The organism is Rhodanobacter sp. B05, assembly GCF_002001085.1.
Taxonomy (GTDB): domain Bacteria; phylum Pseudomonadota; class Gammaproteobacteria; order Xanthomonadales; family Rhodanobacteraceae; genus Rhodanobacter.
The window spans coordinates 35,720-56,369 of the sequence record NZ_MUNU01000015.1 but is presented as its reverse complement, the minus strand read 5'-3'; the positions used below and the strand labels follow the sequence as shown (position 1 = coordinate 56,369).

The 20,650-nt window shown below is 65.5% G+C and carries 19 protein-coding genes and 1 tRNA gene; 4 read left to right on the top strand and 16 right to left on the bottom strand.

The window, feature by feature from the left end:
- Position 1 precedes the first annotated feature (1 nt).
- The 8 genes from secD to B0E47_RS09025 all read right to left on the bottom strand — a co-directional run bounded on the left by secD (position 2) and on the right by B0E47_RS09025 (position 8,441).
- A complete protein-coding gene (gene secD / locus B0E47_RS09060) occupies positions 2–1,885 on the bottom strand; it encodes a protein translocase subunit SecD (protein ID WP_077513867.1) in 1,884 nt (627 codons plus the stop codon).
- 112 nt (positions 1,886–1,997) lie between these two features.
- Positions 1,998–2,333 carry a preprotein translocase subunit YajC gene (gene yajC, locus B0E47_RS09055; protein ID WP_077513865.1) on the bottom strand — a complete coding sequence of 112 codons (336 nt, stop codon included), beginning with the start codon at positions 2,331–2,333 and terminating at the stop codon, positions 1,998–2,000.
- A gap of 210 nt (positions 2,334–2,543) precedes the next feature.
- Entirely contained in the window at positions 2,544–3,698 is a 1,155-nt protein-coding gene (gene tgt / locus B0E47_RS09050) for a tRNA guanosine(34) transglycosylase Tgt (RefSeq protein ID WP_077513864.1), read from the bottom strand.
- 19 nt (positions 3,699–3,717) lie between these two features.
- Positions 3,718–4,752, bottom strand: a complete 1,035-nt coding sequence (gene queA, locus B0E47_RS09045) for a tRNA preQ1(34) S-adenosylmethionine ribosyltransferase-isomerase QueA (RefSeq protein WP_077513862.1) — start codon at positions 4,750–4,752, stop codon at positions 3,718–3,720.
- 66 nt (positions 4,753–4,818) lie between these two features.
- Entirely contained in the window at positions 4,819–5,421 is a 603-nt protein-coding gene (locus B0E47_RS09040) for a response regulator transcription factor (RefSeq protein ID WP_077513860.1), read from the bottom strand.
- A 55-nt stretch (positions 5,422–5,476) separates the two neighbouring features.
- Positions 5,477–6,685 (bottom strand): sensor histidine kinase, encoded by a 1,209-nt coding sequence (locus B0E47_RS09035; RefSeq protein ID WP_077514230.1) that lies wholly within the window; start codon positions 6,683–6,685, stop codon positions 5,477–5,479.
- Positions 6,686–6,727: 42 nt separating this feature from the next.
- On the bottom strand, positions 6,728–7,510 hold the full coding sequence (locus tag B0E47_RS09030; protein ID WP_077513858.1) for an ABC transporter permease: 783 nt from the start codon (positions 7,508–7,510) through the stop codon (positions 6,728–6,730).
- A 1-nt stretch (position 7,511) separates the two neighbouring features.
- Positions 7,512–8,441, bottom strand: a complete 930-nt coding sequence (locus B0E47_RS09025; protein ID WP_077513857.1) for an ABC transporter ATP-binding protein — start codon at positions 8,439–8,441, stop codon at positions 7,512–7,514.
- A gap of 289 nt (positions 8,442–8,730) precedes the next feature.
- Between B0E47_RS09025 and B0E47_RS09020 the strand changes: the two genes are divergently transcribed.
- The 3 genes from B0E47_RS09020 (at position 8,731) to upp (ending at position 11,528) form a co-directional block, all read left to right on the top strand.
- Positions 8,731–10,227: an aminotransferase class III-fold pyridoxal phosphate-dependent enzyme gene (locus tag B0E47_RS09020; RefSeq protein ID WP_077513855.1), complete on the top strand. Its 1,497-nt coding sequence runs from the start codon at positions 8,731–8,733 to the stop codon at positions 10,225–10,227.
- Between the two features lie 168 nt (positions 10,228–10,395).
- Positions 10,396–10,764, top strand: a complete 369-nt coding sequence (locus B0E47_RS09015) for a PsiF family protein (protein WP_077513853.1) — start codon at positions 10,396–10,398, stop codon at positions 10,762–10,764.
- A 119-nt stretch (positions 10,765–10,883) separates the two neighbouring features.
- Entirely contained in the window at positions 10,884–11,528 is a 645-nt protein-coding gene (upp, locus tag B0E47_RS09010; protein WP_077513851.1) for a uracil phosphoribosyltransferase, read from the top strand.
- A gap of 38 nt (positions 11,529–11,566) precedes the next feature.
- On the opposite strand, the gene pip is transcribed toward upp, so the two are convergent.
- Complete coding sequence (gene pip, locus B0E47_RS09005) at positions 11,567–12,526, bottom strand: prolyl aminopeptidase (RefSeq protein WP_077513849.1); 960 nt, start codon at positions 12,524–12,526, stop codon at positions 11,567–11,569.
- Between the two features lie 61 nt (positions 12,527–12,587).
- Positions 12,588–13,979, bottom strand: coding sequence for an FAD-binding oxidoreductase (locus B0E47_RS09000; RefSeq protein ID WP_077513847.1), 1,392 nt, complete (start codon positions 13,977–13,979; stop codon positions 12,588–12,590).
- A 122-nt stretch (positions 13,980–14,101) separates the two neighbouring features.
- On the opposite strand from B0E47_RS09000, the gene serA reads away from it, so the two are divergent.
- Positions 14,102–15,334 carry a phosphoglycerate dehydrogenase gene (gene serA, locus B0E47_RS08995; RefSeq protein ID WP_077513845.1) on the top strand — a complete coding sequence of 411 codons (1,233 nt, stop codon included), beginning with the start codon at positions 14,102–14,104 and terminating at the stop codon, positions 15,332–15,334.
- Between the two features lie 54 nt (positions 15,335–15,388).
- Here serA and B0E47_RS08990 read toward each other — a convergent pair whose 3' ends face one another.
- From B0E47_RS08990 to pheS, 6 genes are all read right to left on the bottom strand, one after another.
- Positions 15,389–16,108, bottom strand: coding sequence for a hypothetical protein (locus tag B0E47_RS08990; RefSeq protein WP_077513843.1), 720 nt, complete (start codon positions 16,106–16,108; stop codon positions 15,389–15,391).
- Between the two features lie 115 nt (positions 16,109–16,223).
- Positions 16,224–16,300 (bottom strand) — tRNA-Pro (locus B0E47_RS08985).
- 52 nt (positions 16,301–16,352) lie between these two features.
- Positions 16,353–16,709, bottom strand: coding sequence for a MerR family transcriptional regulator (locus B0E47_RS08980; protein WP_077513841.1), 357 nt, complete (start codon positions 16,707–16,709; stop codon positions 16,353–16,355).
- Entirely contained in the window at positions 16,690–16,989 is a 300-nt protein-coding gene (ihfA, locus tag B0E47_RS08975; protein WP_007804491.1) for an integration host factor subunit alpha, read from the bottom strand. The genes B0E47_RS08980 and ihfA overlap by 20 nt, the downstream gene beginning before the upstream one ends.
- Before the next feature lies 1 nt (position 16,990).
- The gene (gene pheT, locus B0E47_RS08970) at positions 16,991–19,369 is read right to left on the bottom strand and encodes a phenylalanine--tRNA ligase subunit beta (protein ID WP_077513839.1); all 2,379 of its coding nucleotides are present in this window, start codon (positions 19,367–19,369) and stop codon (positions 16,991–16,993) included.
- 96 nt (positions 19,370–19,465) lie between these two features.
- The gene (gene pheS / locus B0E47_RS08965) at positions 19,466–20,461 is read right to left on the bottom strand and encodes a phenylalanine--tRNA ligase subunit alpha (protein ID WP_077513837.1); all 996 of its coding nucleotides are present in this window, start codon (positions 20,459–20,461) and stop codon (positions 19,466–19,468) included.
- Positions 20,462–20,650: the final 189 nt, after the last annotated feature.

Below are 20,650 nucleotides of genomic sequence, written 5' to 3'. Positions count from 1 at the left end.
CTTAGACCGACAGCGTCTTGAGCTTGCGGTGGCCGTGGATCGCCGCAGTGAACGCATGGGTCAGCGTCACCGAGGTGAACAGCGAGGTCAGGATGCCGATCATCAGGGTCACGCCGAAACCCTTGATCGCACCGGTGCCCATCGTGGTCAGGGCCAGCGCGGCGATCAGGTGGGTGACGTTCGCATCCAGAATCGTCGACCAGGCCTTCTCGTAACCGGCACGGATCGAGGCGTGCGGGGTGGAGCCGTTGCGCAGTTCCTCACGCACGCGCTCGCAGATCAGCACGTTGGCGTCGATCGCCATGCCCAGGGTCAGCACGATGCCGGCGATGCCAGGCATGGTCAGGGTGACGCCGATCAGCGACATCACCGCCACCAGGATCACCAGGTTGAAGAACAGCGCGATGTCAGCGACCAGGCCGAACAGCTTGTAGTAGAACGCGGCGGCCAGCAGCACCAGGGCCAGGCCGAGCATCACCGACTTGAAGCCCTTGTCGATGTTGTCGGCACCCAGGCTGGAACCGATCACGCCTTCCTCGATGATGTCTACCGGCGCCGCGAACGCGCCGCCCTTGAGCAGCAGGGCGAGGTCGGAAGCTTCCTTCGGGCTGCCCAGGCCGGTGGTCTGGAACTGCTTGCCGAACGGGCTGGCAATGTTGGCATCGTTGATCACCGACTCGGTGATCTTCGGCGTGCGCACTTCCTTGCCGTCGACCATCTTGGTCTCGGTGACGCGCTCCACGTACACCACCGCCATCGGTTTGCCGACGTTGGCATTGGTGAAGTCGCTCATCTTGCGCGCGCCGGCGGCGTTCAGGGTGACGTCGACCTTGGGCGTGCCGCTTTGCTGATCGATGCCGGAGGAAGCATCGACCAGCTCCTTGCCGGTCACGATGACCTTCTTGCTCACCAGCACCGGCTCGCCGGTGCCGCGCATGTGGTAGAGGTTCGCATCCGGCGGAATATTGCCGCTCTTCTCCGCCGCCCGGGCGTCGGGATCGCCGGGATGGCCAACACCGGGACGGTATTCCAGCGTGGCCACGGTGCCGATCAGTTTCTTCGCCTCGGCCGGATCCTGCACGCCGGCGAGGTCGACCACGATGTGGCTCTCGCCCTGCTGCTGGATCAGTGGCTCGGAGACGCCGAGTACATTGATGCGGTTGCGCAGCGTCTGCAGGTTCTGGGTGATCGCGCCACGCGAAATGTCACGCAACTTGTCCGGCTTGATCACCGCGTTCAGCACATAGCGATCAGCGGTGTTGGGCCCGTTGGAAACGAGCAGGTCGTTGTACTCGTTGGCGATGTCGTCGGATGCCTTGGAGCGATCGTCCGCGGAGCGCAGTACCACCGTGACACCCTGCCCGCGAACGGGATTGCGAACCACCGACTCGTAATGGATCTTCTTGTCGCGCAGCAGGCTGCGGATGTCGTCCGCATAACTGCCCTCCTGCTTGTCGATCACGTCGTTCTCGTCGACCTGCATGAGGAAGTGCACGCCACCTTGCAGATCCAGGCCCAGCGGCATGGAACGGGCACCGATCGCACCCAGCCAGGCGGGTACGGTCGACTGCAGCTTGAAGGCCACCGTGTACTGGTCGCCCAGCAGGGCCTTGATTGCGTCCGAGCCGCTCTTCTGCACATCCGTGTTGGCGAAAGTGGCCAGCAGGTTCTCGCCCTGCACGTTCACCTGGCCGAACGCGATGTGTTGCTGCTGCAACGCCGTCTCGACCTTCTGGCGCAAGGTCTGGTCGACTGGCGGAGCGCCACGGTTGGCGGAGACCTGCACCGCCGGCACGGGAATGAAGGCATTCGGCAGCGCATAGAGCACGCCGAACAGCATCACCAGCGCGACCAGCGCGTACTTCCAGCGGGGAAAATCACTCATGCCATGAACCCGTCAAAGCCGCGGCAGCCTGGCCGCGGCGGTAGCAACAATCGAAAAGTATGGACGCGCAGGAGTCGTCGCCGCCAGCCACCCGGCACGCCCCCTTTCGCGATCAAACGGACTTCAGCGAACCCTTGGGCAGCACCTGCTGCACGGCACCCTTCTGCAGCTTCACCTTCACGTTGGCCGCGATTTCCACCGTGATGAAGGTCTCGCCCACTTCTTCCACGCGACCGGCCAGGCCGCCGTTGGTGACCACCTCGTCACCCTTGGCCAGGGCGGAAATCAATGCGCGGTGCTCCTTCTGGCGCTTCATCTGTGGCCGGATCATCATGAAATACATCAGGCCGAACAGCACCACCATCATGATGATCATGGACATGCCGCCACCCTGGGCACCGGCAGTCGGCGCCGCTTGGGCAAGCACGGGAGAGATCGGAAAACTCATGGGTTTGTCTCGCAAGTGATGGCGCCAGCAAGGATTTCGGCTGAACGCCTGATAAAAGATTCTCGATTATGCCATGCACCCTCACCGCGTGCACGGCAACTCACGGCACCCCGAGCCATGTGTCCGTGTCCTATTGAGGGCAGGCCGGGCCCATTGCAAGCCCGGCGAGGCCTGGTCGTGCCGGATGCGGCAGCCCCTTGCCGCAAGGCGTCAGGCCCGCGGCGGTGCCGCAGCGTCGACCCGCCGCCGCGCGTAAAACTCCGCCACGAAAGCATCCAGCGTGCGGCTGGAAATAGCCTCGCGCAGGCCGGCCATCAGGCGCTGGTAGTAGCGCAGGTTGTGCATGGTGGCGAGCTGGCTGCCCAGGATCTCGTTGCAACGGTCGAGATGCCGCAGGTAGGCGCGGCTGAAGCCATGGCTGCAGGTGTAGCAGTCGCAGCCCTCCTCGATCACTGTGGTGTCGGTGGCGTACTTCGCGTTGCGGATGCGCAGCGTGCCCTCGGCGGTGAACAGGAAGCCGTTGCGTGCGTTGCGGGTCGGCATCACGCAATCGAACATGTCGATGCCGCGGCGCACTGCCTCGACGATGTCCTCCGGCCGCCCCACGCCCATCAGGTAGCGCGGCTTGTCGACCGGCAGCAGCGGCACGGTGAAATCCAGCGCGTGGTTGCGCTCGGCCTCCGGCTCGCCGACCGCCAGGCCACCGACCGCATAGCCGTCGAAGCCGATGTTCACCAGTCCCGCCGCGGAACGCTGGCGCAGGTTCTCGTAAACGCTGCCCTGCACGATGCCGAACAGCGCGTTCGGCGGCTTTGAATCGACACGTTGCAGATCGTCGAATGCCCGACGTGAACGTTCGGCCCAGCGCAACGAAAGCTCCATCGAATCGCTGGCCACCCTCTCGGCGGCCGGATACGGCGTGCACTCGTCGAAGATCATCGCGATGTCCGAATCCAGCGTGGTCTGGATCTGCATCGACACTTCCGGCGACAGGAACACCTTCGAGCCGTCCACCGGCGAGGCGAACGTCACGCCCTCCTCGGTGATCTTGCGCTTGTGCGCCAGCGAGAACACCTGGAATCCACCCGAGTCGGTGAGGATCGGTTTGTCCCAGCCGATGAACTTGTGCAGCCCGCCGAACTTCTCGACGATCTCCAACCCCGGCCGCAGGAACAGGTGGAAGGTGTTGCCCAGGATGATCTCGGCGCCGATCTCGGTAACGTCGCGCGGCGTCATCGCCTTGACCGAGCCATAGGTGCCTACCGGCATGAACGCCGGCGTCTCGATGCTGCCGCGTGCAAGCGTGAGGCGGCCTCGACGGGCGGCGCCATCAGTGGCGTGGAGGTCGAACTGGAGGGAGGTCATCCGCCCATTATCGCGGGTTTTACCCCAGGCCGTGCGGCAGGATCAGCATGGCGTCGCCATACGAGAAGAATCGGTAACGCTGCTCCACCGCATGGCGATACGCATCGAGGATGAACTCGCGCCCGGCCAGCGCCGACACCAGCATCAACAGGGTCGACTGCGGCAGGTGGAAGTTGGTGAGCAGGCCGTCGATGCTGCTGAAGCGATAGCCGGGGAAGATGAAGATCTGCGTCTCGCCGGCGAACGGATGCAGCTCGCCGTCCTTGCTGGCGCTTTCCAGCGCGCGCACCACCGTGGTGCCGACGGCAATCACCCGTCCGCCATTGGCACGCGTGCGACGGATCTGCCCGATCAGGTGCGCACCGACATTGAGCCACTCGCGATGCATGTGGTGATCCTTCAGATCGTCCGCACGCACCGGCTGGAACGTACCGGCACCCACGTGCAGGGTGACGTAGCCGAACTCGACGCCGCGCTCGCGCAGCCGCGCCAGGGTCGCCTCGTCGAAATGCAGTCCGGCGGTCGGTGCGGCCACCGCGCCGGGTTCGCGCGCGAACACGGTCTGGTAGCGCTCCATGTCGCTGGCATCCGCATGCCGCTCGATGTACGGCGGCAACGGCATCTCGCCCAGCTTCAGCAACAGCTTTTCCAGCGGCTCCGGTGCCTCGAAGTGCAACCGGAAAAAATCCTCATCGCGCCCCAGCACCACCGCATGACTGCCATCGGCCAGTTCGATCCGGCCACCTTCCTTCGGCTTCTTGCTGACACCGAGCTGCACGGTCGCCTCGTGCGCACCGGTGAGCCGCTCGATCAGGATCTCCACCGCGCCGCCGCTTTCCTTGCGCCCGTACAGCCGCGCCGGCAGCACTCGGGTGTCGTTGAACACCAGCAGATCGCCGGGCCGCAGGAAGTCGGGCAGCTCGCGGAACATGCGGTCCTGCCGCGACGGCGCCGCCACGTCGAGCAGCAGCATGCGGCTGGCCGAGCGCTCGGGCAGCGGTGCCTGCGCGATCAGCTCGGGCGGCAGGTCAAAATCGAAATCAGATTTCTTCAAGGGGTATTCGTCCGGCGTGCGTAAACAGGCCATTATCCCGCAGCCCGCCAGGCATTGCGCGGCGAATTACAGCCAGCCTTTCTGCCGCGCCAGCCGATACGCCTCAATGCGATTGGCCACGCCGAGCTTGCCGATCGCCTCGGACAGGTAATTGCGCACGGTGCCGTGCGACAGATTCAATTGCGTGGCGATATCGCCGGCGGATTGCCCTTCGCCGGCCAGTCGCAACACCTGGCGCTCGCGGTCGTTCAACGGGTCGGCTTCGGACCATGCCTCCAGCGCCAGTTGCGGGTCGATCGCGCGGCCGCCGCGATGCACAGTGCGCAGAGCCTCGGCAAGATTCTCGGCGGGTGCGTCCTTGAGCAGGTAACCGGACACGCCGGCATCCAGCGCGCGACGAAGGAAACCGGGGCGCGCAAAGGTGGTGACGATAATCACCTTGATCGGCAACTCCTGACGCTGGATGCGCTGGGCCAGTTCGAGCCCGGTCAGGCCCGGCATCTCGATGTCGGTGACCAGCACATCGGGTTTCAACCGCTGCAGTTCGCGCCATGCGGCTTCGCCGTCGGCGGCCGAGCCGAGCACTTCGATATCGGACTCAAGCTTGAGCAGGGCCGAGAGCGCCCCTCGCACCATCGCCTGATCTTCGGCCAGCAATACGCGGATCATGCAATTACCCGTTTGTTGAAAAACCAACGGCGCCGAAGGCGCCGTGCCACGCTGGTCAAGCCGCAGGATAGCCGGGCGTGGCCTGTGCCGGCGAGGTGGCCGGCGACGGATTCCGTGAAGCTTCCACCAGGCGCAGTATCGGCACCGGTACCACCACTCGCAGACGCGTGCCGCTTCCGCGCGGCGACTCGACGCTCAGGCTGCCACCCATGGCACGCACGCGTTCGCGCATGCCGCTCAGTCCATTGCCATCGCCGGTGATGCCACCACGACCGTTGTCGCTGATCTGCATGCAGACGGTGGCATGTTCCCGCGCCAGATCGATCTGCACGCGGCTGGCCCCGGCGTGGCGGGCGATGTTGGTGGCCGCCTCGCGCAACACCAGCGACAGGCCACGCTCGATCTCGCCGGGCATGTCGAACGGCGGCGAACCATACTCCAGGTGCACGTGGGAGGATTCCAGCAACAGGCGCGCCGAGGCCAGTTCGGCCGCCAGATCGGTGGCGCGGATGCCGCTGACCGCACTGCGCACTTCGGCCAGTGCGTGACGCGCAACCTTCTCGGCCTCCTCCACTTCGCGTTTGGCCGCATCGACATCGCGATCGAACAGCTTGCGTGACAGCTCCAGCTTCAGCGTGATCAGCGACAGCGTATGCCCGAGCAGATCGTGCAGGTCGCGGCCGATCCGTTCACGCTCGGCGGTGGCCGCAAGGCGCCGGATTTCTTCATGCGAGAGGCGCAACTGGGCGTCCTTCTCCTCGCTGCTGCGCTCGGCATAAATGATGATGCCGATGATGAACGAGGTCAGCGGGATCGAGAACACCGCCTGCCACGGATAGCCCAGCAACGAGGTTTCCAGCAGCAGCGCCAGGTTGAGCGCCACCAGCCAGCCCAGGTAGGTGCGAAAACCCATCAGGCAACCGCAGAGCATCACGCAGCCATAGATGAAATAGGTCAGCCCGCCGGGATACCAGGGCAGCAGCAGCATGCTCAGCAGCACCAGGGCCATGGCGTAGGCACGAGCGCTGGATCGCGGCGCCGTGACGCACTTGTAGTAGAGCAGCACGAACACCGGGTAGGTCGCCGCGGTGATGGCGATCCAGCGCATGCTCCAGCCATCGGCGTTCCACACCGGCACGACAAAGATCCATGCCGACCAGAGCAGATGCACGGCATCGACCCATGGCGACTTGCCGCGGCGGATGCTGCGAGCGGCCAGCGAGTCGGACGCCGGGGTCAGAAAGTCGACAAGCTGCTGTTGCATGGCGCCGGGTTCCTCGGCATTGCGCGTAACCGGCATCCTACTTCAACCGTGCCGGCGCAGACGCCGTGCCGCCATCAGAAGAAATACCGCAGCAAAGCCGATCAATACCAGCACATGGCCCAGCAAGGGCCCGTCGTTCAAGCCCACCGCCGCCTGGGTCAGCTGGTTCAGGTGGTAGCTCGGCCAGATCGGCGCGACCTGCTGCAGCACGCGCGGCAGCATCGACAGCGGCAACCACAGGCCGGACAGGAATGCCATCGGCAGATAGACCAGGTTGAGCAGCCCCGGCGCGCCCTGCCCCTTGAGCAACGTGCCGACGAACATGCCCAGCGCGCAGAACGGCAGCACCCCGAACATGCCCGTCAACAACAGGGCCAGCACCTGGCCCCACGACAGCACCACCTGCGCCAGCGAGACGCCGATCAGCAACAGCAGCACCATCACGATGGTGGCCGCGATCATGGCCATCACCATCTTGCCCAGCAGGTAGGCGCCCGGCGGCATTGGCAGAGCGCGCTTGAGCGTCAGCAGGCCGCCATCGCGCTCGATCGCCAGCGAGACACCGAAACCGAACAGGCCCGGCCCCATGATGCCAAACGCGCCGTAGCTGGCCAGCAGATAGCGCGACGCCTCGCCATGGTTGAGCAGCACGCCGAACATCAGGTAGAACACCGTCGAGAACAGGGTCATCGGCAAGATGAATCCCGGCGCACGCAGGTAGCGCAGGCATTCGCTGCGCATTTCGGCCAGGTACGCGCCCAGCACGCGCCGACGCGACATCGGGGCACCCGTTCGGGACAGCGGGATCGAAACCACGGTTTCCATGTCAGGCCACCTCGCGTTGTGATGCCGGCAATGCCTGTTCGGCATCGCGGGTGAGTTCGGTGAACGCCTCGGCCAATCCAGCGCGCTGCACTTCAAGTTCACTCAGTTGCGGATCGGCGTTCAGCAAACGACGGACGACGGCTTCCGCTTCGGCAGTGGTTACGTGCAGACGACCCTGGCGCTGCTCGGCATCGCTCACCGACGGCCAGCTGCCGACCACGCCGGCATCCACCGAGCTGATGCAGCGAATGCGTTTGAGCGCCACCCGCGCACGCAAGGCATCGACCGTGCTTTCGTGGATTACCCTGCCGCGCGACATCACGCAGACCCGATCAGCCAGCGCCTCGGCCTCTTCCAGATAATGGGTGGTGAGCAACACCGAGCATCCTTCGGAGAGCAACTGGCGAATCGCTGCCCACAGCTTCTGGCGCGCCTCGATGTCCATGCCCACGGTGGGTTCGTCGAGAAACAGCAGCTCGGGCCGGCCGCACAGTGCCAGCGCAAACTGCACGCGCCGCTGCTGGCCGCCGGACAATTTCGCATAAGGTCGCTTCAGCAGGTCGATGACGCCGGCCAGCTCGGCGGTTTCCGCCAGCGTGCGGGGTGCCGGGTAATAGCTGGCGGTGAGTCGCAGCAATTCGCCCACCCGCAGCGTGGGCGGCAGCTCGGCGTTCTGCAGCATCACGCCGATGCGGCGGCGCGCGCCGAGCTGCTGCGGGTCCTGGCCGAACAACGAGACCGTACCGGCGTCGGCCCGGATCAGCCCCAGCAACAGGCCGATCGCCGTGGTCTTGCCGGCACCATTGGGACCGAGCAGGGCCAGCAGCTCACCGGGTCGCAGGCACAGCTCGACCCGATCGAGCGCGGTGAGCCGGCCATAGCGTTTGACGACGCCATCGAGGCGGGCGATCGGATCACGAAGATGTGGCATGGGAGCTCCTCCTGTGCCGTTCATCCTCGGCAAAACAGGGGCTTGCCGGCAGTCCCCGGCGTCAACCATCCGGGGTGACAGGCGTCATCCGCAGGGCCCCCCGGGGTTACGGCGGCCGTCGCGGCAAGGTATCCTGTGAAGGATAAGACGGCCGCGAATGCTCGCGAGCCGCAGCCTGAAAGAGCTGAAAACATTGAGGAAACGCCCGTCAGAGCGCGTTTTCCGCCACGCGTTCACCAGCCGCCGCGCCGACCCCACGCCGCCCGGCCGAGCTTGAGGAGGATTCACCATGGGCATCATCAATCAACTGCGCGAACTGCGCGAATTCGGCGGCAAGCCGCGCACCACCGGGCTTGACGACGCCAGCATCGAGCGCATGGCGGCGAACGATCCGCTGCTGGGCCAGGCGATTGCCGAAGCCGTGGCGCGCCACCATGAGCTGCGCGCCGAGATGTCCGACTTCCTGAAACTGGACGAAGCCGAACAGTTGGTCCAGGCGCAGTCCGGCTTCGTCAACTTCTACCCGGACGATGCCATCAATCCTTACCTGCCGGCTGCGGCGCGCGGTCCGTGGATCGTCACCCTGAAGGGCGCCGTGCTGCACGACAACGGTGGCTACGGCATGCTCGGCTTCGGCCACAACGACCAGGCCATCCTGGCCGCGCTGGCGCGCCCGCAGGTGATGGCCAACGTGATGTCGCCCAGCGTGGCTCAACTGCACTTCACCGCGGCGATGAACCGCGAACTTGGTCGCCATCGCGGCGGCAGCCCGTACCACCATTACATGTGCCTCAACTCGGGTTCCGAGTCGGTCTCGCTGGCCTGCCGCATCGCCGACGTCAATGCCAAGATCATGACCGATGCCGGCGGCCGCTACGCCGGCCGCACGATCAAGCGCCTGGTGGTCAAGGGCGCCTTCCACGGCCGCACCGACAAGCCGGCGCTGTATTCCGACTCCTCGCGCAAGGTCTACCAGCAGCATCTGGCGAGCTATCGCCACGAAGACAGCGTGATTACCGTCGCTCCATATGACGTGGCCCAGCTGGAAGCCGCGTTTGCCGATGCGGACAGGCACGGCTGGTTCATCGAAGCGATGTTCCTGGAGCCGGTGATGGGCGAAGGCGACCCCGGTCGCGCGGTCACCCCCGAGTTCTACAAGGCCGCGCGGGCGCTGACCGAATCGCACGGCAGCATGCTGCTGGTCGACTCGATCCAGGCCGGCCTGCGCGCGCATGGCGTGCTGTCGATCACCGACTACCCCGGCTTCGAGAAGCTGCCGGCGCCGGACATGGAGACTTTCTCCAAGGCGCTCAACGCCGGCCAATACCCGCTGTCCGTGCTGGCCGTCACCGAGGCCACGGCCAAGCTCTACCGCAAGGGCATCTACGGCAACACCATGACCGCCAACCCGCGCGCGCTGGACGTGGCGCTGGCCACGCTGGGCGAATTGAGCGACGAGGTGCGCAACAACATCCGCGAGCGCGGCAGGGAATTCGTCGACAAGCTCAACGCGCTGAAGTACGAAATGGGCGGCCTGATCACCAAGGTGCAAGGCACCGGCCTGCTGTTCTCCTGCGAACTGGCGCCGGAGTACAAGTGCTATGGCGCCGATTCCACCGAGGAATTCATGCGCGAGCATGGCATTGGCGTGATCCACGGCGGCACCAACTCGCTGCGCTTCACCCCCCACTTCAAGGTCACCAGCGCCGAAGTGGACCTGATCGTGTCGCACGTGCGCAAGGCGCTCCTGGAAGGCCCGCGCAAGGCCAAGGCCGAAGCCGCCTGAATTCACCGCACAGGCTCACCAAAGAGGCCACGCCAGCCCGACTGGCGTGGCCTCTTTGTTTGCGGCTGAATACTTCGTGCATGTCGGGCTTCCCCTACTCCCGGGACGACCGCGATGGGCATAGACTGATCCGGCCGGCAGCCGCCGGTCACTAGGGAGGACTCCACGATGTCGATGTCACTACGTCTGCTTGCTGTCAGCGCCGCCTTCGCTTTCGCCGGTGCCGCTTTCGCTGCCACGCCGGCGGCGACTACCGCCGCGGCGACCAAGCCGCATACCGCCCAACAGCAGCGGATGATCGACTGCAACAAGCAGGCGACCGGCAAGAAGGGTGCCGAACGCAAGACGTTCATGAGTTCGTGCCTGAAGGGTGAAAGCGCCGCGGCAGCCGCACCTTCGGCCAAGGAAACCCAGCAGGAAAAAATGAAGAGCTGCAACGCCGATGCCAAGACCAAGGCACTCAAGGGCGCCGACCGCAAGACCTTCATGAGCTCTTGCCTGAAGGGCGGGGCGGGCGAAGCCGCCGCCGCGCACTGATTCAAGACCGCTCCACCGGCTACTGCCCACCCACCCCATCCGGCGGCGTGCGTGGGCAGGGCCGCTTCGCTAAGCTTCCCGACTGTCGCGCCACGCGCCGTCATTGAAGACAGTCACCGATGAAGATCGTCGAAGTCCGCCATCCGCTGATCCAGCACAAGCTCGGCCTGATGCGTCGCGCCGGGATCAGCACCAAGGAGTTCCGCGAGCTGGCCTCCGAGGTCGCCGCGTTGCTCACCTACGAAGCCACCAAGGACCTGGAAACCGTCGAGGAGGAGATCGAGGGTTGGGCCGGCCCCTTGCGCGTGCACCGGATCAAGGGCAGGAAGATCACCATCGTGCCGATCATTCGCGCCGGCCTGGGCATGCTGCCTGGCGTACTCGACATGATTCCGTCGGCCAAGGTCAGCGTGGTCGGCCTGCAGCGCGACGAGAAGACGCTGAAACCGATTGCCTATTACGAAAAGCTCAGCGGCCGCATGGACGAACGGATAGCGCTGATCGTCGACCCCATGCTCGCCACCGCCGGCACCCTGGTCGCGACTGTCGACATGCTCAAGGCGGCAGGCTGCAAGCGCATCAAGGGGCTTTTCCTGGTCGCCGCACCGGAAGGACTGGAACGCATCACGGCAGCGCATCCCGATATCGAGATCTACACGGCATCGATCGACCAGCGGCTCAACGAGCACGGCTACATCCTGCCCGGCCTCGGCGACGCCGGCGACAAGATCTTCGGGACCAAGCAATTACCGACGCATGACTGAAAAGCAGCGGTAGGAGCCCGCTCTTTCACAGCGGGGGCTCAGCGCCCGAAGCGGTCTGTCGCTTCCACCAGCTCATGCAGGATGCCCGGCTCGAACGCCGAATGGCCGGCGTCCTGCACGATGCGCAGGTCGGCCTCCGGCCATGCCCGGTGCAGATCCCACGCGCTGCGCAGCGGGCAGACCACGTCGTAGCGGCCCTGCACGATCACCGCCGGAATGTTGCGGATGCGGTCGACGTTGCGCAGCAACTGGTCGTCATGCGCGAAGAAGCCGCCGTTGACGAAGTAGTGGCACTCGATACGGGCGAACGCCAGCGCGAATTCATCCTCACCGCTGGACTGGATGTGCGACTGATCCTGCCACAGGAAGCTGGTGGCACCCTCCCACACCGACCACGCCCGCGCGGCGTCCGTGCGCGTCTTCGCATCGGAACTGGTCAGGCGGCGGTGGTAGGCGCTCATCAAATCGCCACGCTCGACCTCGGGAATCGCCGCGAGGTAAGCCTCCCAGGCGTCCGGATACAGCGTGCTGCAGCCCTTCTGGTAGAACCATTCCAGCTCGTCCCGGCGCAGCATGAAGATGCCGCGCAGCACCAGCTCGGTCACCTTGTCGGGATGCGTCTGCGCGTAGGCCAGCGCCAGCGTCGAGCCCCACGACCCGCCAAATACCTGCCAGCGTTCGATGCCAAGATGCTCGCGCAGCCGCTCGATGTCGGCCACCAGATCCCAGGTGGTGTTGTCGCTGAGTTCCGCGTGTGGCGTGGACTGGCCGCACCCACGCTGGTCGAACAACACGATGCGGTAGAGGGCCGGATCGAAGAAACGCCGACACTTCGGAGTGGTGCCGCCACCCGGACCGCCATGCAGGAATACCACCGGCTTGCCGTGCGGGTTGCCGCTCTGCTCGTAATACAGCGTGTGCAGGGGCGAGACTGGCAGGAATCCGCTGTCGAACGGCTCGATATCGGGATACAGCGAACGCAGCGGCGGCGACGACATGACGGCTCCTCGAATCCTGCAGGCAAGCCCGAAAGACTAGCACGGGCGGGCTTTCCGGCCGTCAGTCGGCTGCGAAAAGCTTGCCCGGGTTGAGAATGCCATGCGGATCGAACACCTTGCGCACACCTCGCATCAGTGCGATCTCCGCGGCGCTGCGCGTGCTTGCAAGGTAGGCCCGCTTGACCAGACCGATGCCGTGCTCGGCCGAAATGCTGCCACCGTGGCAATGCAGGGTTACCGCCAGCAGTTTGGTCACCTGCTCGCATTGGGCGATGAAGGCATCCTCGGCAAGGTCGTCCGGCCGCAGCACGTTGATATGCAGGTTGCCGTCGCCGATGTGCCCGAACCAGACCACCTCGATGCCGGGGTATTCGTGCGCCAGCAAGGCCTGCATCTCGCACAGGAAGGCCGGCACCGCGCTGATCCGCACCGACACGTCGTTCTTGTATGGCCGCCGCGGCGCCAGGCTCTCGGTGATCCCTTCGCGCAACCGCCACAGCGCCGCCGCCTGCGCCTCGCTCTGCGCGATCACGCCATCGCTGACCCAGCCCTGTTCCAGCGCATGCCCGAACGCGGCCAATGCGGTTTCCTGCTGCTGCTCGCTTGCCGCATCGAACTCGGTAACCACGTAGTAGGGATGATCGCCCTCGATGGCATGCTGTGCGCCATGCGCCAGCACATGCTGCAGCGCGCGGTCGGTGAAGAACTCGAACGCCTGCAGGGCCAGCCGCTCGCGGAACAGCGCGAACACCTCCATCAACGCATCCATGTCCGGCAGCGCCAGCAGCATCACCTGGGACGGCGGCGGCGGGTCGGTCAACTTCAACGTGGCTTCGACCACGATGCCCAACGTGCCTTCGGACCCGATCATGAGCTGGCGGAAGTCGTAGCCGCTGGAGTTCTTGATCAGGCCGCGGTTGAGGTCCAGCAACTCGCCGTCGCCGGCAATCACTTTCAGGCCCGCGATCCACTCGCGCGTGTTGCCGTAACGGATCACCCGGATACCGCCGGCGTTGGTGGCGATATTGCCGCCGATCGAGCACGAACCTCGCGCGGCGAAATCGACCGGGTAGAGCAGGCCATGCTCGCGCGCCGCCTCGTGCACCTGCTGCAGGATCATCCCCGGCTGCACGGTAAGCGTGCGATCCACCGCATTGAACGCCAGCACCCGGTTCATCCGCTCCATGCTCAGCACCAGCTCGCCGTTCGCCGCCACTGCACCGCCGGACAGGCCGGTGCGCCCACCGGATGGCACGACCGCCACCTGCTGCTCGTTCGCCCAGCGCACGATCGCCTGCACCTCGTCCACGCTGGCCGGCAAGGCGATCGCCAGCGGCGCGGGCGTCCAGCGGCGCGTCCAGTCGCGGCCGTAGTGCTCGAGATCACCGGGTTCGGTCAGCAAACGCAGTTCGGGCAGGCGGCGACACAATTCGGCAAGGCGGGGGTCGGGCATGCGGGGCTCCGGAGTCGTCCGCACAGCCTGCCAGTCACATCACGCCGAGTCCAGTGCTGCAGTGCCGCAATTTGCCTCCGGCTCTGGCATAGTAGGGGCTCCTCCACGCCAGGGCCAACGCGATGCAGACTTCCTTTCCCCGTCAGGACATCAGGGTTTTGCTGCTGGAGGGGATCAGCGCCAGTGCAGTCGAGGTTTTCCATCGCGCCGGTTACAGCCAGGTCGAGCTGCATGCGAAATCCCTGCCGGAGGACGAACTGAAGGCGCGCATCGCCGAGGCGCATATCGTCGGCCTGCGTTCGCGCACCCAGCTGACCGACGACGTGCTGGCCCAGGCCAAGCGCCTGATCGCCGTGGGCTGCTTCTGCATCGGCACCAACCAGGTGAACCTGGGGGCGGCCCGCCAGCTTGGTGTGCCGGTGTTCAACGCACCCTATTCGAATACCCGCAGCGTGGCCGAACTGGTGATCGCCGAGGCGATCATGCTGTTGCGCGGCATTCCGCAGAAGAACGCGCAATGCCATCGCGGCGGCTGGGCCAAGTCGGCCAGCGGCAGTTACGAGACGCGCGACAAGGTGCTCGGCATCGTCGGCTACGGCCACATCGGCACCCAGGTCGGCGTGCTGGCCGAGAGCCTCGGCATGCGGGTGATCTTCCACGACATCGAGACCAAGCTGGCGCTGGGCAATGCCCGAGCCGTGTCCAGCCTGGACGAACTGCTGGAGCGCGCGGACGTGGTTACCCTGCATGTGCCGGAAACCCCGGCCACGCAGATGATGATCAAGGCCGGACAGTTGGCGAAGATGCGGGACGGCGCGATGCTGATCAACGCCTCGCGCGGCAGCGTGGTGGACATCGACGCGCTGGCCGTGGCGCTGCGCGAGCGCCATCTCGCCGGCGCGGCAGTGGACGTGTTCCCGGCCGAGCCAAAGGGCAACGACGACGCGTTCGTTTCGCCCCTGGTCGGCATGGACAACGTGATCCTGACCCCCCACATCGGCGGCAGCACGCTGGAGGCACAGGACAACATCGGCATCGAGGTGGCCAGCAAGCTGGTGCGCTACAGCGACAACGGCTCGACCCTGTCGGCGGTGAACTTCCCCGAGGTCACCCTGCCCGAACATCCGCACAGCCGTCGCCTGCTGCACATCCACCGCAACGTGCCGGGCACGCTGTCGCGCATCAACGAACTGTTCTCGGCCGGCAACATCAACATCGATGCGCAGTTCCTGCAGACCGACAGCGAAGTGGGTTATGTGGTGATCGACGTGAGTGCCGACATCCACCAGGCCAACGCACTCAGAAGCAAGCTGGCGGAAATCCCGGGAACCCTGCGCAGCCGCGTGCTGTACTGACCCGCACGCCGACCGCCCGTGCCGCATGGCACGGGTGGCACGATGTTTCGATCATCAGGCCGACTGGCGGCGCTTGCGCGGGGGCCTGACTGCGCCCGTCTTCCCTGTCCTGCCAGGGTTGTCGACCACGCCGGGGGCGACCTTTTTCCCCTGGCGTGCCGGCTTGGCCGAGGCGCGTTGCGCGTCACGATGCTGTGCGCGAAATGCGGCGGCATAGGACTTCAGCTCTTCGCGCAGTTTCGCGCTGGTGCCCGGCGCCTCGTCGATGTGCTGCACCATCCGCTGCATCAGGTCGTAATCGTGATAATCGCGATACGGCTTGAGATCGAGGTCGGCAGGTACCTTGGTCAGGCGCTCATCGCCGATCGACTTGACGTATTTCTGCATGAAGCGGTCGTACGCCTTCCAGGTGATGCGCTCGGCGTTCACTGCCGCCTCCTCAGCGCGGGTGGCGATCTGGTGCGCATGCAGATAGTGCAGGCCGAGCTGGTCGATCAGCGTCTTCTCCACTTCCTCGTGCAGGATCAGGAAACGGTCCACCTCGATCGTGCGCCCCCGGAAAGTGAAGCTCTTCGGCAGGTGTCGATCGATGTAGATGGTCTTGCCATCCTGGCTGTAGCCGGCGAGATAGGGAATGTCATGCTCGCGATCCAGCTTCTTCAGGCGGCGCAATATCGCATCGAGCGCACGATCCAGCATCAACGCCGACACATACCAGTCGGGCGCCTTCAACTTGATGTGAGGAGCATCGGGGTGACAGCTGTTCAGCGGCATGAAAGGCCTCCAGGAAATTCAACTGGATGGAGCCTAGCGCGCGGTCAACGCCGGTGTCGCGTGCCGCAAAATGACAACGGCGCCCATCGGGCGCCGTCAGCGGAATCTTGCGAATTGGTCGGGGCGGCCGGATTCGAACCGACGACCCTCTGCCCCCCAGGCAGATGCGCTACCAGGCTGCGCTACGCCCCGACATACGGCAAGCGCACAAGTCTAACAGCTCGGGCGCGTCGTCCGGAAGCCTTCAGCGACGCAGCAACGTGAGCACTTCTTCCAGTTCCATCCGCACCTGGCGCACGATCTGGTGCGACATGCTGGATTCCAGCCGCGCCTGCGGGCCTTCCAGCCGCGCGCGCGCGCCGGTGATGGTGAAACCCTCGTCGTACAGCAGCGAGCGGATCTGCCGGATCATCAACACGTCATGTCGCTGGTAATAGCGACGGTTGCCGCGGCGCTTGACCGGATTGAGCGCCGGGAACTCCTGTTCCCAGTAGCGCAGCACGTGGGGCTTCACACCGCACAATTCGCCCACTTCACCGATGGTGAAGTAGCGCTTGGCCGGAATGGCCGGCAGCTCGGTGTTATTCCCTTGATCCAGCATAGCCTTCGACTCTCACCTTGAGTTTCTGTCCCGGCCGGAACGTCACCACCCGCCGCGCGGAGATCGGGATCTCCTCGCCGGTCTTGGGGTTGCGTCCCGGTCGCTGGTTCTTCAGGCGCAGATCGAAATTGCCGAAACCGGACAACTTCACCTGCTCGCCGTTCTCCAATGCGCCGCGAACCACCTCGAAATAGGCATCCACGAATTCCTTGGCCTCACGCTTGTTGAGACCTACGTCGAGGAAAAGCCGCTCGGCCATTTCCGCCTTGGTCAGCGCCATCTCATCCTCGCAGTTTCCCCTGGCATGTCTGCTCCAACGCGTTCACCGCTTCGCGCACCCAGCGATCCGCGTCGTCGTCCGTAAGGGTGCGTGAAGCGTCCTGTAAAATCAAGCCCATAGCGAGACTTTTTCGGCCCGCTTCGACGCCTTTGCCGCTGTAACGGTCAAACAGCCGCAGCTCCCGCAGCCGCTCGCCGAGCGTGGCGCGAACGGTCCGGTCGATCTGTGACCAGCTGACGGTTTCCGGCAGATCCATGGCGATATCCCGGCGCACGGCGGGGAAACGGGGTATGCCCGCGGCCTGCGGCAGGCGGCGGGCCAACAGGGGTTCCAGCGCCATTTCCAGCACATGAACGTCGGTGCCCAGGTCCAGCGCCCTGGCCAGATGCGGGTGCAAGGCCCCGAGATAGCCGACGGTTTCGCCATCCCGCGCCACGCGTGCGCCGCGGCCCGGATGCAGCCACGCCGGCAAGCCGTCGGCGTGCACCGTCCAGCGCTGCGGCTCGCCGCCCCAACCGATCAGGGCGTCGAGATCGCCCTTGAGGTCGTGGAAGTCCAGCGTTCGTGCCGGCTCCCCCCATTGTTCGGCCCGGGCGTTCCCGCACGCCACGATGGCGAGACTGGGTGTTTCCACGGGAGGGTCGCCGGCCGCGAACACCCGTGCAAGCTCGAACAGACGCACGCGCTCCTGCTGGCGGGCGCGATTGTGTCGCAGCGCCTCGATCAGGCCCGGCAGCAACGAGGGACGCATCACCGCCAGATCCGCCGACAGCGGATTGGCCAGCGGCACCAGGTGTTCACTGAACCCCCAGCGCGCCAAAAGGTCGGCGGGGACAAACGACAGGTTCACCGCCTCGTAATAACCGCGCGCCGCCAGCTGTTCGCGCAACGCCAGTTCACCGATGCGCGCCTCCGGTTCGATCGCCAGGGTCAGGGCGCCGGCCGGCGTGGCGGTGGGAATCTTGTCGTAGCCGAAGATCCGCGCGACTTCCTCGATCAGATCCTCCTCGCGCTCGATATCGAAGCGGCTGCTCGGCGCGATCACCTGCCAGCCCTCGGCCGTCGCCACCACCTGCATGCCCAGCGCGGTGAAGATGCGGGCGACTTCGGCATCGGCCACCTCGACGCCCAGCACGCGCTGCAGGCGTGCGCGACGCAGCGCCACCGCCGTCGGCAGCGGCAGGTCGGCCAGGTTCTCCGCCGCCAGCACCGGCCCCGCCTTGCCACCGGCAATCACCAGCAGCAGTTCGGAGGCGCGCTCCAGCGCACGCCGCGGCAGCTCCGGATCGACGCCGCGCTCGAAGCGATGCGAGGCGTCGGTATGCAGGCCGAGCTTGCGCGCACGCCCCATGATCGCCGCCGGCGCGAAGTGCGCGGACTCCAGGAAGATGTTGCGCGTGGCGTCGGTGACGCGCGAGTCGAAGCCACCCATCACGCCAGCCACCGCGAGGGCCTTCTTTTCGTCGGCAATCAGCACGAAGCCTTCGTCCAGCTTCGCCTCGCTGCCGTCCAGCAGTTTCAGCGTTTCGCCGGCACCCGCGTGGCGCACCACGATGTCGCCTTCCAGCGTGTCGTTGTCGAACGCGTGCAGCGGCTGGCCCAGCTCCAGCATCACGTAATTGGTGACATCGACCACCGCACTGATCGGACGCAGGCCAGCGCGGCGCAGCCGCTCGGCTAGCCACAGCGGGCTGCGTGCAGCGGAGTCGATGCCTTCGATGATGCGGCCGAGATAGCGCGGCGCATCCTTGCCCGCTTCCAGGCGGATGCCACGGCGCGCTGCACCGGTGACCGGCGCGGACGCCTGTACCGGCACTTTCACCGCGCTGCCGAACAAGGCCGCGACGTCATGGGCCAGACCGACCAGGCCGAGGCAGTCGGGGCGGTTCGGGGTGAGTTTCAGCTCGAAGCTGGCGTCGGGCAAGCCCAGGTAATTCGCCAGCAACCGGCCGACCGGCGCATCCAGCGGCAACTCCAGCAAACCGGAAGCATCGGCATCGATGCCCAGTTCCTTCGCCGAACACAGCATGCCGGACGACTCCACGCCGCGCAGCTTGGCCGCCTTGATGGAAATGTCACCGGGCAGCTTCGCGCCGACCATCGCCAGCGGCACCTTGATGCCGGCGCGTGCATTCGGTGCGCCGCAGACGATCTGCTGCGGCGTGCCCTGCCCCGCATCTACCGTGCACACCTGCAGCCGATCGGCTTCCGGATGCTTTTCGGCGGCGACGATCTCGGCCACCACCACGCCGGCCAGATGGTCGCCCAGCGGGGTGAGTTCTTCCACTTCCAGCCCGGCCATGGTCAACGCATGGGCCAGTTGGGTGCGGTCGGCCTTGATCTCGACCAGCTCGCGCAACCAGTTCTCGGAAAATTTCATGGTTTGAAATCCGGAATTCGGGATTAATTATTCGGGATTCGGAAGTGGAATCGAGGCTCTTGCGAATCCCGAATCCCCATTCCCGAATCCCGCTCCTCAGGCGAACTGCCTGAGGAACCGCAGATCGTTCTCGAAGAACGCGCGCAGATCCGAAACGCCATAGCGCAGCATCGCGAAGCGCTCCACGCCCAGGCCGAAGGCGAAGCCGGTGTAGCGCTCCGGGTCGATGCCGCAGTTCTTCAACACGTTCGGATGGACCATGCCGCAGCCGAGCACTTCCAGCCAGCGGGTCGAACCGTCCTCCGCATCCCAGCGGATATCCACCTCGGCCGAGGGCTCGGTGAACGGGAAATAGCTGGGGCGGAAGCGCATCTCGAAATCGCGCTCGAAGAACGCGCGTATGAACTCAGCCAGGGTGCCCTTGAGGTCGGCGAAACTGGAAGTCTCGTCGATCAGCAGACCTTCGATCTGGTGGAACATCGGCGAGTGGGTCTGGTCCGAGTCGCTGCGATAGACCTTGCCCGGCGCGATGATCCGGATCGGCGGCTGGCGCCCGGCCATGGAGCGGATCTGCACCGGCGAGGTATGCGTGCGCAGCAGACGTCCATCGCCGAAGTAGAAGGTGTCATGCATGGCACGCGCAGGATGATGCGGCGGGAAATTCAGCGCCTCGAAGTTGTGCCAGTCATCCTCGATCTCGGGGCCGTCGGCACGCTGGTAACCCAGGCGCGCGAAGATTGCCGCAATGCGCTCCAGCGCGCGGGTGATCGGATGGATGCCGCCGCGTTCGCCATCACGTCCTGGCAGGCTGATGTCGAGTTTCTCGGAAGCGAGGCGGCGATCCAGCTCAGCCTGCTCCAGCACCTGCTTGCGTGCAGCCAGCGCATCGGCCAGGCGCTCCTTGACCTTGTTCACCTCGGCGCCGCGCGCCTTGCGCTCGTCCGGCGCCAGCGCGCCGAGCGTCTTCAGCGCGGCGGTGACGATGCCGCTCTTGCCGAGCAGGCCCACGCGCAGCGCATCGAGCGCCTCCAGCGCATCGGCCTTGTCGATTTCGGCCAGCGCCTGCGCGGCGCGGCTGTCCAGATCATCCATAGTGATGCGCTTCTCGCTGCTTCCCCTCTCCCCTTTGGGGAGAGGGCAGGGTGAGGGACCACTCTTGCGTCGTTGCCTGACCGAAGCACGCTTCGGTTGAAGTCCGGGCAAGCCCCGTACCCTCACCTCAATCCTCTCCCGGAGGGAGAGGAGGCAATCGCAAAAAGCCTTAATGTCCAAACAAAAACG

Coding starts and splice junctions, on each gene's coding strand:
- ihfA (WP_007804491.1), bottom strand. CDS start 16,989: ATGGCGCTGACCAAGGCGGAAATGGCCGAGCGGCTTTTCCTCGACGTA.
- B0E47_RS08990 (WP_077513843.1), bottom strand. CDS start 16,108: ATGCCGCTGAACAGCTGTCACCCCGATGCTCCTCACATCAAGTTGAAG.
- yajC (WP_077513865.1), bottom strand. CDS start 2,333: ATGAGTTTTCCGATCTCTCCCGTGCTTGCCCAAGCGGCGCCGACTGCC.
- B0E47_RS09040 (WP_077513860.1), bottom strand. CDS start 5,421: ATGATCCGCGTATTGCTGGCCGAAGATCAGGCGATGGTGCGAGGGGCG.
- B0E47_RS09030 (WP_077513858.1), bottom strand. CDS start 7,510: ATGGAAACCGTGGTTTCGATCCCGCTGTCCCGAACGGGTGCCCCGATG.
- tgt (WP_077513864.1), bottom strand. CDS start 3,698: ATGACCTCCCTCCAGTTCGACCTCCACGCCACTGATGGCGCCGCCCGT.
- B0E47_RS08980 (WP_077513841.1), bottom strand. CDS start 16,709: ATGCTGGATCAAGGGAATAACACCGAGCTGCCGGCCATTCCGGCCAAG.
- B0E47_RS09000 (WP_077513847.1), bottom strand. CDS start 13,979: ATGCCCGACCCCCGCCTTGCCGAATTGTGTCGCCGCCTGCCCGAACTG.
- serA (WP_077513845.1), top strand. CDS start 14,102: ATGCAGACTTCCTTTCCCCGTCAGGACATCAGGGTTTTGCTGCTGGAG.
- pheT (WP_077513839.1), bottom strand. CDS start 19,369: ATGAAATTTTCCGAGAACTGGTTGCGCGAGCTGGTCGAGATCAAGGCC.
- pip (WP_077513849.1), bottom strand. CDS start 12,526: ATGTCGTCGCCGCCGCTGCGTTCGCTGTATCCCGATATCGAGCCGTTC.
- B0E47_RS09015 (WP_077513853.1), top strand. CDS start 10,396: ATGTCGATGTCACTACGTCTGCTTGCTGTCAGCGCCGCCTTCGCTTTC.
- B0E47_RS09020 (WP_077513855.1), top strand. CDS start 8,731: ATGGGCATCATCAATCAACTGCGCGAACTGCGCGAATTCGGCGGCAAG.
- B0E47_RS09025 (WP_077513857.1), bottom strand. CDS start 8,441: ATGCCACATCTTCGTGATCCGATCGCCCGCCTCGATGGCGTCGTCAAA.
- secD (WP_077513867.1), bottom strand. CDS start 1,885: ATGAGTGATTTTCCCCGCTGGAAGTACGCGCTGGTCGCGCTGGTGATG.
- upp (WP_077513851.1), top strand. CDS start 10,884: ATGAAGATCGTCGAAGTCCGCCATCCGCTGATCCAGCACAAGCTCGGC.
- B0E47_RS09035 (WP_077514230.1), bottom strand. CDS start 6,685: ATGCAACAGCAGCTTGTCGACTTTCTGACCCCGGCGTCCGACTCGCTG.
- pheS (WP_077513837.1), bottom strand. CDS start 20,461: ATGGATGATCTGGACAGCCGCGCCGCGCAGGCGCTGGCCGAAATCGAC.